Genomic DNA, 15,950 nt, shown 5'->3' on the forward strand with positions numbered 1-15,950 from the left:
TCGAACGCAGCCCGAACCGTACGAGTCGGAACAGCGGATCAGAATGGAAATATGGAGCAATCTCCCGGCAGTGCCTCACGCGGGGCCGATGCAGTGTCGACGGGCCCGGATCCGGTGCGGACAGGCGTTACCGGCACGACGCTCGCTATGCCCGAATCGCCCGTTCCGAACGGTTCGGACGGCCGACCCGGACCGTCCCGGGGAGTGGGAAATACCACAGGTGGGCCGGTCCGGCGGGACCCGCCCGGCTCCTTCGCCGAGCTGATGGACGATTCGGGTAAACGTCGCGATCTGCGCCGGATGAAGTTCGTCGCCACGGCCTTCCTGGCCGCCGCGACGATCATCTATCTGGTGTGCTGCTGGATCGCCTCGCGCGGTGCGGGCGGCAACTGGGTGGGGTACGTGCGCGCGGCCTCGGAAGCGGGCATGGTCGGCGCGCTCGCGGACTGGTTCGCGGTGACCGCGCTGTTCCGGCATCCGCTCGGGCTGCCCATTCCGCACACCGCGATCATCCGGAAGAAGAAGGATCAGCTCGGCGAGAGCCTCGGCAATTTCGTGCGGACGAATTTCCTGTCCCCGGAAACCGTTGTGGCCAAGGTGGATTCGGCGCAGATCTCACTGCGGGTGGGGCGTTGGATGGCCGATCCGGTGCACGCGGCGCGGGTGTCGGAGGAATCGTCCACGATTCTGCGCGCGGTGATCGACGCGCTGCGCGACGAGGACGTCGAGCAGATCATCGACCAAACCATCGTCAAACGCATCGCCGAACCGCTGTGGGGTCCGCCGATCGGCCGGGTGCTGACCGAGTTGCTGTCCGAGAACCGGCAGGCCCCGCTGCTGGACCTGCTGGCCGAGCGCGCGCATCAGTGGGCGCTGAACAGTCAGGAGACCCTCGACCGGATCGTGACCACCGAGGCGCCGTCCTGGGCCCCGAAATTCGTCAATGTGATGCTGGCCGAACGGGTTTACCGGGAATTGGTCGAGTTCACCTGGAAGATCCGCTCGCAGCCGGATCACGAGGTGCGGCTGGCGGCCAATCGCTTCCTCGAGCAGTTCGCCGACGATCTGCAACACGACGAGGCGATGATCGCCAAGGCCGAACGGATCAAGGCCGAGATCATGGGCCGCGAGGAGATCACCGGGATGGCTCGCGCGACGTGGCGCGCGGCCAAGCGGCTGGTGCTGGAGTCGGCCGACGATCCGAACAGCACGTTGCGGCGCAAGATCACCGAGAACGTGCAGCAGCTCGGGCAGCGGCTGGTCCGCGAGACCGAGATGCGCGAGAAGGTGGACGGCTGGCTCGAGCGCGGTGTGCGCTATCTGGTGGCCAACTACGGGTCCGAGATCGCGACGTTGATCAGCGATACCGTGGCCCGGTGGGACGCCGACGAGGCGAGTCGCAAGATCGAATTGCAGGCCGGGCGCGATCTGCAGTTCATCCGGATCAACGGCACGGTGGTCGGCTCGCTCGCCGGGCTGGTGATCTACGCCGCCTCGCATCTGCTGTTCCCCGGCTGGTCGGGGTAGTTCCGACACGCTCGAAAGAAGTGCTAACAGGGTGCTTGCAAGAGCTAGCACCCTGCCCTAGAATTGATCGCACAACCGCCGGAAGGTGAGTGATGGCACAGGATCCCGAGGGTCCCGAGCAGAACGTCGAGCAATCCGCGCAACCATCCGCGGATCTCGGCGAGAAGGTGGCCCGCGTAGCCAACGCGGCGCACGACATCGGGAGCTTCATCCGGTCGCAGCGAGAGGCCGCGCAGGTCTCGCTGCGACAGCTCGCACAGCTGGCGGGGGTGAGCAATCCGTATCTCAGTCAGATCGAGCGTGGACTGCGAAACCCGTCCGCCGAGGTACTCGCGCAGATCGCCAAGGGTCTGCGGGTGTCCTCGGAGGTCTTGTACATACGGGCCGGCTACCTCGAGCAGAGGCCGCACAGCCCGGTCCGGGACGCGCTGCTGGCCGATTCGGTGATCACCGAACGGCAGAAGCAGGTGCTGCTGGACATCTACGAATCGTTCCGCCGTGAGAATGCGGGGAACGAATTCGCAGGGGACGCAACGGAATCCGAAGGGGGCGTTCCCGGGGGGACCAGGGACAACGCCGTTCCGAGCACTACCACCGACGTTCCGCCACGCCAGGAGAACGAACCATGACCGAAGCAACACTCACCGTGACCAAACCGCTCTACGCGACCGTCGGCGCCGGGGATGCCCTCTACGCCGCCGTCAACGACCTGGTGGGCAAGGTGCGCGAGCGCGCCGCCACCGTCGATGTCACCGGCCGCGTGGACGAGGCCCGCGAGCGCATCGCGAACCTGCCCGCCGACGCGCAGGAGCAGTTCGAGACGCTGCGTCAGCGGCTCAGCGGCCTGCCCAACGAGCTCCCCGAGGATCTGGCCGATCTGCGTGACCGGCTCAGCCCCGAGGAACTGCGCAAGGTCGCCGACCAGTACTACCGCCAGCTGGTGGATCTGTACCAGGATCTGGCCTCGCGCGGCGAGGAGACCGTCGACCGGCTGCGCGCCAACCCGGCCTTCGAGGAGCGTTTCGAGAAGGTCGAGGGCATCTACACCGACGTCGTCACCCGTGCCGAGGACGTCATCGGCAAGGTGTCCGACCAGGCCCGCGGCCTGCTGGGCACCGTCGAGGAGCGGGTCGAGTCCGAGCCGGTCGTCGACGCCGAGGTCGTTCAGGTGACGCACGAGCCCGCCCCGGCCGAGGAGGCGCCGCTCGACGACGTCCAGGCCAAGAAGGCCGCGGCCAAGAAGGCTCCGGCCAAGAAGGCGCCCGCGAAGAAGGCCACCACCACGGCCAAGCAGTAATCTCGGCTCCTGGTTCGAGAGCACGCCCCCGCGCACCATCCGGCTGCGCGGGGGCGTTTCTCCTATCATTGGGGTGTGTACTCCCTGATCGGCATGACCATGTTGGTGATTCAGATCGCCGCACTGGGTGCCTGCCTGTTCGCGTTGGTCCACGCCATCCGTCAGCGTCGTGACGCGTTCACGGCGGTCGACAAACTCACCAAGCCGATCTGGATCTCGATTCTGGCCGTCGCCACGGCGGTGGTCGGGCTGCCGCTGCTGGGCTGGTTCAGCCTCGGGATGTTCGGGCTCATCGCGGGTGTCGTCGCGACCGGCGTCTACCTGGCCGATGTCCGCCCGAAGGTCGATGAGGTGCAGCGCGGTCCGCGCTGGTAGAGCGCTTGCACTAGCAAGCACCCCCTGAGTGGCGTTACTGTATCGGTAAGTAACACACAAGGGAGTGTCCCGATGCAGGCAACGTTGCCTACTTGGATCGCTGGTTCGCTGGAGTTCGTCCGCGACCGGATGCGCGCCCATCGCACCGGCCTGCGCACCCGGACCTATGCCGATGAACGGTTCAATCCGCCGACCGCGCCGTGCGCGGTCGTGCCGGTGACCACGTCCGACGGCACCACATTGCGGGTACACGCCTACGGTCCCGACAGCCGAGACGTCATCGTGCTCGTGCACGGGTGGACCTGCTGTATCGAGTATTGGAATCCGCAGATCAACGCCTTCGCCGGGCGGTATCGCGTCATCGCCTACGATCAGCGCGGCCACGGCGGAAGCGAATTGGGTCACAGCCCCCTCACGACCGATCTGCTCGCCGAGGATCTTTCCGCGGTGCTGGCCGCCACCCTGCGTCCCGGTCAGCGGGCCGTGCTGGTCGGGCACAGCCTCGGCGGAATGACGATCCAGGCGTGGGCCGGCCGGTATCCCGATCAGGTGGCCGCTCGCGCGGTTGCGGTGGTGCTGACCAATACCGCCGCCGGTGATCTGGTCGTGGAGACCAGCGTCGTCCCGCCGCTGCGCGGGTTGCCGGTGCCGCTGCTGCTTCCGCTCGGGAAGTTCCTACTCGGCGCGCCGCTGGTGTTCCCGCCGATCGGGCCGGTGCGGTGGATCTTCCGGCGGCAGGTGATGAGTCTGGCTTCCACCGGAGACGTCGCAGATTTCGCGTTGTCCATCGTGCGGTCCTGCCCGGCTCGGGTGCGGGCGTTGTTCGGGGTGCTGCTGGCGGACCTGGCGCTGCACCGTTCGGCGGCGTCGCTGCGGGTGCCGACAACCGTGATCGCCGGCAGCGCCGACGATCTGACGCCTCCGGTGCATGCCGAGCGGATCGCGGCGATCCTGGACGAGATCGGTTCGCTCGATCGCCTCGCGGTCCTGCCGACCGGGCATCTGGGCAACGTCGAGGCGGTCGAGGCGTTCAACGGCGAACTCGCCCGCGTGCTGGGTACCGCGTTCCCGAGGCGGTCGGCCACGGCGTAGAGATCGCGCCGAGGTGTTCCGATGACCGATTCGTGGGTAATTCATTACCAGTGATAACGGTAGCGCTCGCCGGGACCGCCGCGATATCCAGAGCAGAGAGGTGAATGTTCGAGTTCGGAGTGCTGCCGAATACTCGCCGCCGAGGCGGCGGTGCTTGCACTAGCAAGCACTGTGTTAGCGCGGTAATGTGCGAGAGGACACAAAGGAGTGCTCATGCTGGCGAAGTTGCCCGAGGTGGTGACCGGATTTCGCTCCGGTGCCGACGCACTGGCCGCGGCCCATCGCGGACGTCTGCGTGGCCGGAAGTATCGGACCGCATCGTTTAATTCGCATCCGTCGGCCGAGGAGATTTCGGTCGTCACCGAGGACGGCGCCCGGCTGCGAGTGCACGCCTACGGTCCCGAACAGGGCGATGTGATCGTGCTGATCCATGGCTGGTCGTGCTGCGTCGAGTACTGGAATCCGCAGATCAACGAGTTCGCCGGCGAGTTCCGGGTCATCGCCTACGATCAGCGCGGTCACGGTGAAAGTGAATGGGGCACAAAGCCTTTCGGTGCGGAGCAGCTGGCCGGCGATTTGTCCGCGGTGCTGGACGCGGTGTTGCGTCCAGCTCAGCGGGCCGTACTCGTCGGGCACAGCATGGGCGGGATGACTATTCAGGCCTGGGCGCAGCACTATCCGAAGCAGGTCGCCCAGCGGGCCTCGGCGATCGTGCTGGCCACGACCGCCGCGCGGCAGATCCCCGGCCGCGCCACCATCATTCCGATGCTCGGCGGCGGGCACCTTCCGGCCCCGGTCTGGGTGGCGCGAAGCGTCTTCGGCGCACCGGTACCGCTGCCGGGATTCGCTGTCGCCCGCAAACTGTTCCAGTCCCGCATCATGACTCCCGATTGCGATCCCGAGCTGGTCGAGTTCGCCCTCTCCATCGTCCGAGGCTGTTCCCCGACCGTCCGCGGCGCGGTGGCCCGCGACCTGTCCGTCATCGACCTCGGCGAGGCGGCGTCGCATATCACCGTCCCCACCAGCGTCATCGCCGGTGAATACGACAAACTCCTGCCCACCCTGCACTCGATCGAGATCGCCGACCTCCTCGCCGAGAAGGGTTCCCTCGACCGTCTCCTCACCCTCCCCACCGGCCACCTGGTCAACCTCGAGGCGCCCGCGGAATTCAACGCCGAAATCCGCCGCATGATCCACGTAGGCCGCCGTAAGTCTTCGCTGGCCAGTTAGAGAAGCCGTCGCCGAGAGCGACGGCCCGCAGGAAAAGCCGGTGGCGGGGCCCAGCTCCACCACCCGCCAAGGCCGGTCAAGGGCGCCCGGTCTTGGCCCTGAGGCCCGGCCGATCAGTCCAGCGCCAGAACCTCACTCGAGCGGCCCATCCACCCAACCGCTTGCGCGGCCTGCTGCTCGGTACCCGTCGGCTGTTGTCATGACGTGTCTTATGCGAGCGCTTCATCGATGGTGGATGCGGTGAGTATCTGTTCGGCCCAGGTGTCGATTTGGTCGGTGTCTGCTGCGCGGATCTTTCGCTCGATCGCAGGGCTTATCGGGCCGAATTTATGGGTCAACTGCTTGAGCAGGAGCTCGGCCCCTCCTTCTGCGCGTCCCTCTGCCCGTCCTTCTGCCCGTCTGAGTGCTTTGCCCTCTGCTCGGTACCTGTCAGCGGTTGTCATGAAGGGGCCTTATGCGAGCGCTTCATCGATGGTGGATGCGGTGAGTATCTGTTCGGCCCAGGTGTCGACTTGGTCGGTGTCTGCTGCGCGGATCTTTCGCTCGATCGCAGGGCTTATCGGGCCGAACTTGCGAGTCAAAAGCTTGAGCAGCAGCTCTGCTCGTCCTTCTGTGCGGTATCGCTCAGCGGTTGTCATGAGGATCTCCTTGGCGACGGGGCCGAGTTGGTCGGCGAGGGCTGCGAGTTCGTCTGTTGTCAGATCGCCTACGCCGTCAATATACGTGACCAGGGTTTCGAAATCCTCCTTGCCGTTGGGGCCGTCGAGGATCTCGCGGATGTCGTCGACCAGGGAGAACAGGATGTCCGGCAGGGACTTTCGGCCTTGGCCGGCGGTCTTGACGAGGATCATGCTGAGTCGGCTGCGGGGAGTGCCGCGGCGGGCCAGCAGGGCGGACGTGTCGATCTGGTTGGTGTCGTCCAGCAGGTAGCGCATACGGGGGAGGTAGTCCCGCATCGCGGTATGCGTCTCGGGATCCAGATCGAACAGGTCGCCGACTTCCAGCGGTGCGTTCCACCGCAGCCCCTTCGGGCCGGCATGGATGACAAGCGGCAATACGGCGGGGATACGCTTCACCTTCTGGCCTTGTTTCGCGCAGTCCCGCAGATGTTTCCGGATGATCGAGACCTGATACTCCAGGATGCGGAAGGCCATCAGCGCATCCGGGCTGCTCTGGTGTTCGATCAGCAGGTAGACGTATGCCGCTCGCGGTTCGCGCGTGAGATTGGTGCGGAACAGCAGATCGCTGTAGCGCGTAGAGAGATCGGCCGAGACGAAAGAGGCGTCGACCCGTTTCATGGCTTCCCAATCCAGGCTGCGCTCAATATCTTCCGGCACAACCGCACGAATCGCGGCCGCGGCGTCATCCGGGTCGGAAAGCAATTTCCGCACCAGTACGTCATGTGGATTGGATGGGTTGGATGTCATGTTTCGACACCGTACTCGAAATTCACGAAAAACGCCCAAATATGGTGTGCGACAACAATATTGGTACTCTGCAAATTTGAATTGTTTTTAATGGATCAATATCGGAAGTGCGCTTTCTTAAAATGAATTTCGCTCATAACGGTTCATCTCTGAATGGAGCTGTTCCGTTTGTATGAGATAGGTGTGCGCCCAGAACCCTTGGTGCGGTCAGGGTTTCGGCAGGGTCAGTTGAAGACGACGGTGCGGCGCCCGTGGACCAGGACACGACCTTCGAGGTGCCAGCGCAGGCCGCGGGCCAGGACGACGCGTTCGATATCGCGGCCCTGGCGGACCATGTCGCGGACCTCGTCGCCGTGATCGATACGGATGACGTCCTGTTCGATGATGGGTCCGGCGTCGAGTTCGGCGGTGACGTAGTGGCAGGTCGCGCCGATCAGTTTGACGCCGCGGGCGAAGGCCTGGTGGTAGGGGCGGGCGCCGACGAACGACGGCAGGAAGCTGTGGTGGATGTTGATCGCGCGGCCTGCCCAGTGTTCGCACAGGTCCGGCGGCATGACCTGCATGAATCTGGCCAGCACCACGGCATGGGGATCGTGGGCGTCGACGAGTTCGCGCACCCGGGCGAAGGACGGGCCGCGTTCGGCCGGGTCCTTCGGGAACGGTACGTAGTGGAATTCCACGCCGTGCGCCCTGGTCAGGTCGGCCAGGTCGGGATGGTTGCCGATCACCGTCTCGATGGTCGCGGGCAGCTCACCGCTCGTCGCGCGGCCCAGCAGATCGTGCAGGCAGTGCGCATCCCGGCTGACCAGTAGCACCGCGCGCCTGCGTACCCCGGAATCGAGCAGCTGCCAATCGGTCTCCGGCCCGAATTCCGTCGCGACGTCGCCGAACCGCGCGCGCAACTCGTCCAGCCCGAACGGCACGGTCGCCGCCTTGATCGCCTGCCGCGTGAAGAACCACCCGGACTCGATATCCGAGTGATATCCGGCTTCCATGATCGATCCGCCGAACCCGGCGATGAACGAGGTGATCCGGGCGATGATTCCCGGCCGGTCCGGACATCCCAGCGTCAACACGAAACGCCGATCCTCATCCGCCGCGCTCATGCCGCGACTCCTCGACGGCCGGATTCGCTCGTGCACACGACCACGTTTGCCGCGGATCCACGTGTGCACGCGCGCGCCCTTCGTTCCGGCAGATGACTCAGACGCTCGCACATGGCCCCCATCCTCGCAGGCGGCGAGGACTCCTCGAGTTCAGAGTGCGTGGAACGGCTCCGGATAGCGGAATTCGCCGGTGATGCCGGACTCGTAGGCGGTGAGGAGGCGGACCTGGAAATGGGCGGTCCAGGAGGGTTCTTCGGGGACGATGCCCACCTGGGAGCCGGGCTGGAAACCGAAGCGGGGGTAATACTCCAGGCTGCCGAGCAGTCCGACCAGCGGTTCGTCGAGAGCGTCGGCCGCGCCGAGGGCGGCATGCATGAGCGCCGAGCCGACGCGGTTGCGCTGGTGTTCGGGCAGGACGCCGATCGGGCCCAGCGCCAGCACCGGATAGGGCCCCACACCGGCGCGGGTGAGGCAGACATGCCCGACCACCCGGTTGACGACCTGTGCGACCAGCGACAACGTCGGCATCCAGCCCGAATCGGTGCGCAAGCGATGGACCAGGCCGACTTCGGCAGGATCGGCATCTGCCCCGGACCGTGCGAACGCGGCTCGATGCACCGCATCGATCGCGGGAATGTCGCCGGTCCGTTCACGACGGATCAGCACGCTGACCGCTCCTCCCCTTCGACTGAGCCCGGCCGCATCCGTGGTGATACGACACTGCCCGCACGACCGGCCATCACGAGTGTGCGGGACGGGCGGTCCCGAACGCAACGAAATTCGTTCCGTCCCAGGCGCGTGCGGAAGGCGGGTAGCCGTCGGCCCGCACGCGCGGAACGCCTCGCGGGCGATGTGCCAGACTCTGTGCCCATGGCCGAAACCTCGCCGCAGTCCGGAGATCGTGTGCTCACTCGCGCGGAGGTGGCCGCGATGATCGACCACACCCTGCTCGCCCCGGGGGCGAGCGCCGCCGACGTCGCCGCGACCATCGATGAGGCGCGCGAACTGGGCGTCTACGCGGTATGCCTGTCGCCGTCGATGCTGCCGGTGCGCGCGCCCGGACTCGTCGTGGCGACCGTCGCGGGATTCCCTTCGGGTAAACATCATTCGCTGATCAAGGGCAGTGAGGCGCGGCTGGCGGTGGAGCAGGGCGCGGCCGAGGTCGACATGGTCATCGACGTCGGCGCGGCGCTGGCGGCGGATTACAACGCGGTGCTCGCCGATATCGTCACCGTGCGCGAGGGAGTCGGTGACGACACCGTGCTGAAGGTGATCATCGAATCCGCGGCCCTGCCCGATGCGACGATCGCCGAGGTGTGCCGCGCCGCCGAACGCGCCGGCGCCGATTTCGTGAAGACCTCCACCGGTTTTCATCCCGCGGGCGGCGCCGAGGTGCGTGCGGTCCGGATCATGGCCGACACGGTCGGCGGGCGACTGGGCATCAAGGCCAGCGGCGGCATCCGCACCGCCGAATTCGCGGCCGAGCTGATCGCCGCGGGGGCGACCAGGCTCGGTATGTCCGCGTCTCGCGCTGTGCTGCAGGGATTTCCGGAATAGGTACCGGGCTCAGCAGCTCACCTGGGAGTTGGGGTCGCCCTGCATGGTGCTCGCGCCGCCGGCGAGTTTCACATCGATACCCGAATCGGTGACGGTCACCTGCTTCGGATGCATGTCGAGCGGATAGTTCTGCAGACTCTGGGTCATCGACTTGACGATGTTGTCGACCAGATCGTTGGGTATGCCGATCACGCCGAGCAGTGTGGCCTTGTTGGTGTCGACCTGGATCTGATCGCCCACGATGTGCGGGGTCAGCTCCAGATCCGCCAGTCCGCCGAGCACCTTCACATCCAGGGTGCCCGCGCTCGGATTCGAGGTCACACCCGAGACCAGGCCCTGCAGCGTCTGGGCGATCCCGTCGTCGCTCCAGTTGGCCTCCGCATCGGACCTGGCGACGGTGGCGCTGTTGCCGTTCATCGTGACGTCGTGAATCGTGGCGCGCACCTTCATATCGACCGCCGGGCCGAACTTGGCGTCGTCACTGGACACCGTGACCGAGCCGACCTTGTGGTCGAGGTAGGTCAGCAACAGTGGTTTCGCGCCGAAGCTCACCGAAACCCTGGTGCCCAGGCTCTTTTCGAGCTGGGTCGCGATACATTGCGAAAAGTGTTTGCGGGCATAGGTTTCGAAGCCGACCGCGGTGCCGACGACAGCCAGCACGATCACGATTCCGACGATCAGCACAATCCTGCGCACGTTCCGGCCGCGGCGCGGCGCGGCGGTCGCGGTTTCTGGAAGGCTCATGGGTGCGATTCTTCCCGAACTTTCTGAGTTCGTTCTGTGGAACGGTTGAAGGAGCGATTGCGAGTCGCGGCCGATTGTGACGTAAGGCACACGCTCCGGGCGTAGCCTGGATCGCATGTCCAGGGAAGCCGGCGCCGCCAGTAGCGGGCCCGGAGGCCGTAATCCGCGCAACAACGCCGGCCCGCGCGAACGTCGGCAGACCAGTGTGGGCGGCCGGGTGCGCGATCCGGAGCAGGCGTGGTCGGTGTTGCGGCGGCTGGCGGGCCGGTACGCCGGTTACTTCACCACCCGCACGGTGGTCCGGGCCGGATGTGAGGAGCTGATCCGCGCGGCGCTGGTCGAGGGGCGGGCGATGCGGGTCGGCGTCGGGCTGATGCGGCTCGGCGATTGGCCGCCGGGGCCGCTGGACGATTACGCGAAGTGGTCGGCATGGTTCGACGGCGCGGCCGCGGTCTCCCACCACAGCGCGGCCGAACTGCACGGCCTGGGCCGGTTGCGCCCGCGTTTCGTGCACCTGTCCGTCAGCGGCGGGCGGCTGCCCAGCTCGGCCGGACTTGTCGTGCTGCGCCGGACGCTGCGCCGCGACGACGTCGAATCGGCGGGCGCGTTCCTGGTGACCACGCCGCTGCGCACCGTCCTGGATCTGGCCGAATCCGGTATCGGCCAGATCGCCCTGGATGAACTGGTCGCCGACGCGGTCGCCATCCACCGCTGCGACGGCGACGAAATCCGCACCGCCGCAGCGTCTTTGCCTTCTCACGCGGCCGAACGGCTCAGGCGGTCGGTGAACCGAGCCTGAACGTCATCGCGTTTGGCCGGACACTCCGGCGCCTGCCGCAGCCGACACCCTGCCCGTCCGCCTTGCCGCTCACAGCTGGTCGGCGAAGCGCGAGTATCACTGTGAGTCAACGGTTTACGGGAGCGACCGTGCTCCACGGGACCGACAGTACGCAGTCGCGCATCCGGCGGCGGTAGGGCCGGACCGGAAATCCGTTCTCGCGCAGGATCTTCGCGGTCTCGCGCCAGCGGATCCGCGGGCCGTAGGGCGCGTGCGGGGCGGCCCGGGCCCACGCCCGGTCGGCAGCGGTGAGCAGGGTGTGGATCGGCTCGCCGGGGATGTTGCGGTGGATCAGCGCCTTGGGCAGGCGTTCGGCCAGGTCCGAGGGCCGGTCGACGGTGAACGGATCCCAGGCCAGCGTGAGGGACAGCGGGCCGGAACGGTCCAGCAGAATCCAGGCGCAGCGGCGGCCGAGTTCGTCGCAGGTGCCCTCGAGCAGCAGTCCGCCGGGTGCCAGCCCGCCCAGCACTGTGGCCCACGCCGAGGCGACGGCGTCCTCCGGATATTGCCGCAGTACATTGAACGCGCGCACCAGGACCGGGCGCAGACCCGCGAGTTCGAAACCGCCGCGGGCGAATCGCACACCGTCGCGGCCGGGGACGACGCGTTCGGGATCGATCTCGAGTCCGACCACCCGCACGTCGGGGCGCACCCGGCGCAGCCGAGCGGCCAGCTCCAGCGTCGTCACGGGGCTCGCGCCGTAACCGAGGTCGACCACGAGCGGATCGGCAGCCTCGCGCAGCCGGGTGCGGATCAGTTCGTTGTGGACCAGCCATCGATCGCTGCGCCGTAAGCGGTTGATGCCGGTCGTTCCCCGGGTGATCGAGCCGACCGGCTTACCTGATGTACCGGGCGGTCTGCCGGACCTGCCGAGCGGCTGGCCGGACGTGCCTGGGGGCTTATCGGACGTGCTGGGCGGTTCGCCGGATGCGCTGAGCGGGTTGCCAGGGATGAGCGGACTATCCGATCCGGCGCCCCTCAGCTCGTCGGGTTCTGCTCTTCCAGCCATTGCGTGGTGAATTCGGCCTCCGCGCGCAGCAGATCGATCAGATTGATCAGCATCAGCTGTTCGAGTCGGGCTCCGAGCAGGGGGATGGTCACCCGTGCGGTCGGCGTGGTGCGCAGCGTGCAGCCGGTGTCGGTGGGGAACAGGTGCATCTTGCCGGACAGGGTGCCGGGGGCGGACGGAATCGTCGCGTCGAATGTGCCGGTGACCTCGGGGCCGTACGGCCCGTAGGACTCGGTGCGGGTGATGATCATGTCCTTGCGCATCACGGTCTGCGCCAGATCGGGCAGCATGTGCCGCGGCAGGACGTGCTCGAGCACCACCTCGATACCGCCGTCGCCCGCCTCCAGTGAGATCACCTCGTTGGGTGAGTACTCGCGCATCTTGGCCATCCGCGCATCCCAGTAGGCGCGATCGCCCAGCGCCGCGTACACCTCCTTGGTGGTGTGCAGCGGATAGCGGGCTGAGTAGGCGAGTCGGCGGGGCATGGGGAGTTAGGTTACTGCCCGATCAGCGGTTGGCGATCCAGGTGCTGGTGAATTCCGCCTCCGCGGCGAGCAGCTCTAGCAACTTTTCGGCTACAACGGCCTCGATCTTCTTGCCGAACAGCGGGACGCTCACCGCGACGGTGCCCTCGACCACAGCCTGCACATGGGTGTCGTCACCGCTGAGGGTGACCGTGCCGCGCACCTCCGCCGGCGCGCCCTCCACATGGGCCTCGAAGACGCCGGCCTCGCGGGATTCGGAGTACGTCTCGGTGCGCGGGATAATCAGATCGCCGGGCCGGACCGAGGTCAGCGCACTGGGCAGTTCGGCCTCGGGGATGGACTGCACCATCGCCACCCGCAGCTGTTCACCGTCGTAGTGGAAAGATTCCAGGCGTGCCTCCGGGCCGCCGACCTCGGCGAGACGGTCCTTCCAGTACTGTTCCTCCGCGAACGCCGCGCGTACGGCCGCGGTCGAGAATTGGTAGTTCGCGGTGAAGGCCAGAGGTGTCGCCATGGTCGAACAGGCTACCGTCTGTGGCTGTGCGTACATCTCAGGTGGTGCCGTTCGAGGACGTGACCGAACTGCTGGCCGCAACCGGTGCGCGGGTGCGCAATTCGGTCCGGCTGGCCGAGCTGACCACGCTGCGGGTCGGCGGTCCGGCGACGGTCGCGGACTGTGGCACCGTCGAGGCGCTGGTCTCGACGGTGCGCACCCTGGACGCGGCCGGGATTCCGGTGCTGCTGCTGGCAGGCGGGTCGAACCTGCTGATCGCGGACGCGGGCTTCGGCGGGGTCGTGGTCCGGATCGCCACGCGCGGAGTCGAATTCGGCCCGGACGGGGTCGTGGCCGAGGCGGGCGCCGTCTGGGACGAGGTGGTCGCGGCCAGTGTCGCGGCCGGATTCGGCGGACTGGAATGTCTGTCCGGAATTCCCGGTTCGGCCGGTGCGACGCCGGTGCAGAACGTCGGCGCGTACGGCGTGGAGGTCGCGCAGCTGTTGCGGCGGGTGCGGCTGCTGGATCGGGCGTCCGGCGAGACCCGCTGGGCCGCACCGGAGGAGCTGGGCTTCGGCTATCGGACCTCGGTGCTCAGGCACAGTGACCGGTCGGTGGTGCTGGCAGTCGAGTTCGCCCTGCATCCCGACGGGCGCAGCGCACCGCTGAACTATCGCGAGCTGGCCGCCGCGCTCGAGGCCGCCGAGGGGCAGACCCGGCCGGCGGATCAGGTGCGTGAGGCGGTGCTGCGGTTGCGCGCGGGCAAGGGCATGGTGCTCGACGCCGCGGATCACGACACCTGGAGCGCGGGATCGTTCTTCACCAACCCGGTGGTGCCGCCGGAGCGGGAGGACGAGGTGCGCGCGGCCATCGCACGTCATGTGGGCGATGTCACAGTGCCTTCCTACCCATCGGTAACAGGGGTGAAGTTCTCCGCGGGCTGGCTGATCGAGCGGGCCGGATTCGGCAAGGGGTACCCGGGTGAGTCCGCCCGCGCCCGGCTGTCCACGAAACATACGTTGGCACTGACGAACAGGGGTGATGCCGGTGCCGAGGACCTGCTCGAGCTGGCTCGTACCGTGCGCGACGGCGTCGCGGAACGCTTCGGGATCCGCCTGGAACCCGAGCCGGTCATCGTCGGCTCGACACTCTGAGGGCGTGGCGCGCGGCACCGGAAAGTCGGTCGGAGCCGGAAAACTTACGCGGTAGATTCGCGGAAGTGAGCATTCGAAGGGTTACCAGCCGCCGCGCCGCGCTCGCGGGGATGGCTCAGCTGGCGGCGGCCGCGTTCGTGGCCGGATGTTCGAGCGGCAGCGGTGGCGGTGGTTCCGCGCAGCAGAAGGCTCCGGTCGCCAAGGTGACCTTCGAGCCGGGCGCCGGCACCACCGATGTGAATCCGGTCGCGCCGATCTCGGCCAAGGTCGCCAACGGCACGATCAAACAGATCGCGTTGAGCAATGCCGGCGGTAAGCAGGTCACCGGCACGCTCTCCCCGGACAAGACCAGTTACAAGATCGGCGAACCGCTGGGCTACGGCGCGACCTACACCTGGTCGGGCACCGCGGTCGGCACGGACGGCAAACCCGTCGCGATCGACGGCAAGTTCACCACGGTGTCGCCGAAGCAGACCGTGCCCGCGACGGTGAATGTCGGCGACGGCCAGGAGGTCGGCATCGCCGCGCCGATCATGCTGCAGTTCAAGAGTCATGTGACGGACAAGGCCGCGGTGGAGAAGTCGTTCACCGTCACCACCACTCCGCCCACCGAGGGCGGCTGGGCGTGGCTGCCGGACGACAACGGCGGTTCGCGGGCGCACTGGCGGCCCAAGGAGTACTGGGCGCCGGGGACGACGGTCGAATTCGCGGCCAAGCTGTACGGGCTGGACATGGGCGGCGGCAACTACGGCGACTCCGATCTGACCTCCTCGTTCAAGATCGGCCGCAGTCAGATCGTCCGGGGCGCCGCGCAGACGCACCGGGTGCAGGTGATCCGCGACGGTTCGACGCTGTTCGATTTCGCCTGCAGTTACGGCGAGGGCAACGAGAAGCGCAACGTGACCCGCTCGGGCATCCACGTGGTGACCGAGAAGTACGAGGATTTCACGATGTCGAATCCGCCGTTCTACACCAATGCCCGCGAGCGCTGGGCCGTGCGCATCTCGAACAACGGCGAGTTCATCCACGCCAACCCCATGTCGGCTGGCGCACAAGGTAATTCGAACGTCACCAACGGCTGCATCAACCTCAGCACCGCCGATGCCCAGAAGTACTTCCCGACCGCCCTCTACGGCGATCCGGTCGAGGTCACCGGCACCTCCATCGCGCTGTCGGCCGCGGACGGCGACATCTACGACTGGACGATCTCCTGGGACAAGTGGCAGTCGATGTCGGCGCTGCACGGCCAGCCCGCGCCCGTCGTCTCGGCAACGCCGGTCGCTCCCGGGCCGCCGGGAGGGAACTGAGTTTCTGGGGCGGAGCATTACCTGGGTTGCGAAGGCCGATGTGCGCCAAAGGTATTCGCCGGCGAAGCGCCGACCGACAGGTCCGGCCTTGCGAGTCGGCGGGGCGCCCCGCCGGTGAGCAGGGCCTGTAGCCCCCGGCGCGGTCTCCAGCGCAAGCCGCGCACTACGCGTCACCAGATCGGCGGGGGCAGGCCGCATCGTGTCGAGTACCGACGGTTCCAGTGCGCGGATTCCCTTGTGTCGGTAGCTGATAATGTTGCGCGCCAACGGTATTCGTTTCGGACGAGGCCCGCGGCGTTCGGAATGTGG

Annotated in this window: 18 protein-coding genes; 10 read left to right on the top strand and 8 right to left on the bottom strand. The window is 67.1% G+C overall.

Annotated elements, in window-relative coordinates; all coding sequences use genetic code 11:
* Window positions 1-264 precede the first annotated feature (264 nt).
* From AC5WS7_RS30410 to AC5WS7_RS30435, 6 genes are all read left to right on the top strand, one after another.
* Window positions 265-1,527 (top strand): DUF445 domain-containing protein, encoded by a 1,263-nt coding sequence (locus AC5WS7_RS30410; RefSeq protein ID WP_495958225.1) that lies wholly within the window; start codon window positions 265-267, stop codon window positions 1,525-1,527.
* A 92-nt stretch (window positions 1,528-1,619) separates the two neighbouring features.
* Window positions 1,620-2,156: a helix-turn-helix domain-containing protein gene (locus AC5WS7_RS30415; RefSeq protein WP_495958042.1), complete on the top strand. Its 537-nt coding sequence runs from the start codon at window positions 1,620-1,622 to the stop codon at window positions 2,154-2,156.
* Window positions 2,153-2,824: a heparin-binding hemagglutinin gene (locus AC5WS7_RS30420; RefSeq protein WP_495958043.1), complete on the top strand. Its 672-nt coding sequence runs from the start codon at window positions 2,153-2,155 to the stop codon at window positions 2,822-2,824. The genes AC5WS7_RS30415 and AC5WS7_RS30420 overlap by 4 nt, the downstream gene beginning before the upstream one ends.
* A 93-nt stretch (window positions 2,825-2,917) precedes the next feature.
* Window positions 2,918-3,199 (top strand): DUF2516 family protein, encoded by a 282-nt coding sequence (locus tag AC5WS7_RS30425; protein ID WP_067896437.1) that lies wholly within the window; start codon window positions 2,918-2,920, stop codon window positions 3,197-3,199.
* A 72-nt stretch (window positions 3,200-3,271) separates the two neighbouring features.
* Window positions 3,272-4,291, top strand: a complete 1,020-nt coding sequence (locus AC5WS7_RS30430; protein ID WP_495958044.1) for an alpha/beta fold hydrolase — start codon at window positions 3,272-3,274, stop codon at window positions 4,289-4,291.
* A gap of 213 nt (window positions 4,292-4,504) precedes the next feature.
* Window positions 4,505-5,521: an alpha/beta fold hydrolase gene (locus tag AC5WS7_RS30435; RefSeq protein ID WP_495958045.1), complete on the top strand. Its 1,017-nt coding sequence runs from the start codon at window positions 4,505-4,507 to the stop codon at window positions 5,519-5,521.
* Between the two features lie 209 nt (window positions 5,522-5,730).
* Here the strand turns inward: AC5WS7_RS30435 and AC5WS7_RS30440 are convergent, their stop codons facing one another.
* The 4 genes from AC5WS7_RS30440 to AC5WS7_RS30455 form a co-directional block, all read right to left on the bottom strand.
* Entirely contained in the window at window positions 5,731-5,964 is a 234-nt protein-coding gene (locus tag AC5WS7_RS30440; protein ID WP_495958046.1) for a DUF4351 domain-containing protein, read from the bottom strand.
* A gap of 9 nt (window positions 5,965-5,973) precedes the next feature.
* The gene (locus AC5WS7_RS30445; RefSeq protein ID WP_495958047.1) at window positions 5,974-6,948 is read right to left on the bottom strand and encodes an Rpn family recombination-promoting nuclease/putative transposase; all 975 of its coding nucleotides are present in this window, start codon (window positions 6,946-6,948) and stop codon (window positions 5,974-5,976) included.
* 224 nt (window positions 6,949-7,172) lie between these two features.
* The gene (gene purU / locus AC5WS7_RS30450; protein ID WP_495958048.1) at window positions 7,173-8,054 is read right to left on the bottom strand and encodes a formyltetrahydrofolate deformylase; all 882 of its coding nucleotides are present in this window, start codon (window positions 8,052-8,054) and stop codon (window positions 7,173-7,175) included.
* A gap of 150 nt (window positions 8,055-8,204) precedes the next feature.
* Window positions 8,205-8,720, bottom strand: a complete 516-nt coding sequence (locus AC5WS7_RS30455) for a GNAT family N-acetyltransferase (RefSeq protein ID WP_495958049.1) — start codon at window positions 8,718-8,720, stop codon at window positions 8,205-8,207.
* Between the two features lie 204 nt (window positions 8,721-8,924).
* Between AC5WS7_RS30455 and deoC the strand changes: the two genes are divergently transcribed.
* Complete coding sequence (gene deoC / locus AC5WS7_RS30460; protein WP_495958050.1) at window positions 8,925-9,611, top strand: deoxyribose-phosphate aldolase; 687 nt, start codon at window positions 8,925-8,927, stop codon at window positions 9,609-9,611.
* A gap of 9 nt (window positions 9,612-9,620) precedes the next feature.
* Here the strand turns inward: deoC and AC5WS7_RS30465 are convergent, their stop codons facing one another.
* The gene (locus tag AC5WS7_RS30465) at window positions 9,621-10,355 is read right to left on the bottom strand and encodes an LmeA family phospholipid-binding protein (protein WP_495958051.1); all 735 of its coding nucleotides are present in this window, start codon (window positions 10,353-10,355) and stop codon (window positions 9,621-9,623) included.
* Window positions 10,356-10,470: 115 nt separating this feature from the next.
* On the opposite strand from AC5WS7_RS30465, the gene AC5WS7_RS30470 reads away from it, so the two are divergent.
* Window positions 10,471-11,154 (top strand): type IV toxin-antitoxin system AbiEi family antitoxin, encoded by a 684-nt coding sequence (locus AC5WS7_RS30470; protein WP_495958052.1) that lies wholly within the window; start codon window positions 10,471-10,473, stop codon window positions 11,152-11,154.
* Between the two features lie 106 nt (window positions 11,155-11,260).
* Here AC5WS7_RS30470 and AC5WS7_RS30475 read toward each other — a convergent pair whose 3' ends face one another.
* From AC5WS7_RS30475 to AC5WS7_RS30485, 3 genes are all read right to left on the bottom strand, one after another.
* A complete protein-coding gene (locus AC5WS7_RS30475; protein WP_495958226.1) occupies window positions 11,261-11,995 on the bottom strand; it encodes a class I SAM-dependent methyltransferase in 735 nt (244 codons plus the stop codon).
* A gap of 176 nt (window positions 11,996-12,171) precedes the next feature.
* On the bottom strand, window positions 12,172-12,687 hold the full coding sequence (locus tag AC5WS7_RS30480) for a DUF2505 domain-containing protein (protein WP_495958053.1): 516 nt from the start codon (window positions 12,685-12,687) through the stop codon (window positions 12,172-12,174).
* A gap of 22 nt (window positions 12,688-12,709) precedes the next feature.
* Window positions 12,710-13,201, bottom strand: a complete 492-nt coding sequence (locus AC5WS7_RS30485) for a DUF2505 domain-containing protein (RefSeq protein ID WP_495958054.1) — start codon at window positions 13,199-13,201, stop codon at window positions 12,710-12,712.
* A 26-nt stretch (window positions 13,202-13,227) separates the two neighbouring features.
* Here AC5WS7_RS30485 and AC5WS7_RS30490 point away from each other — a divergent pair, with 26 nt between their 5' ends.
* Window positions 13,228-14,334 carry a UDP-N-acetylmuramate dehydrogenase gene (locus AC5WS7_RS30490; protein WP_495958055.1) on the top strand — a complete coding sequence of 369 codons (1,107 nt, stop codon included), beginning with the start codon at window positions 13,228-13,230 and terminating at the stop codon, window positions 14,332-14,334.
* Between the two features lie 110 nt (window positions 14,335-14,444).
* Window positions 14,445-15,641, top strand: coding sequence for a L,D-transpeptidase (locus AC5WS7_RS30495; protein WP_495958227.1), 1,197 nt, complete (start codon window positions 14,445-14,447; stop codon window positions 15,639-15,641).
* Window positions 15,642-15,950 lie beyond the last annotated feature (309 nt).

The organism is Nocardia sp. PLKS1-43 (assembly GCF_059510335.1).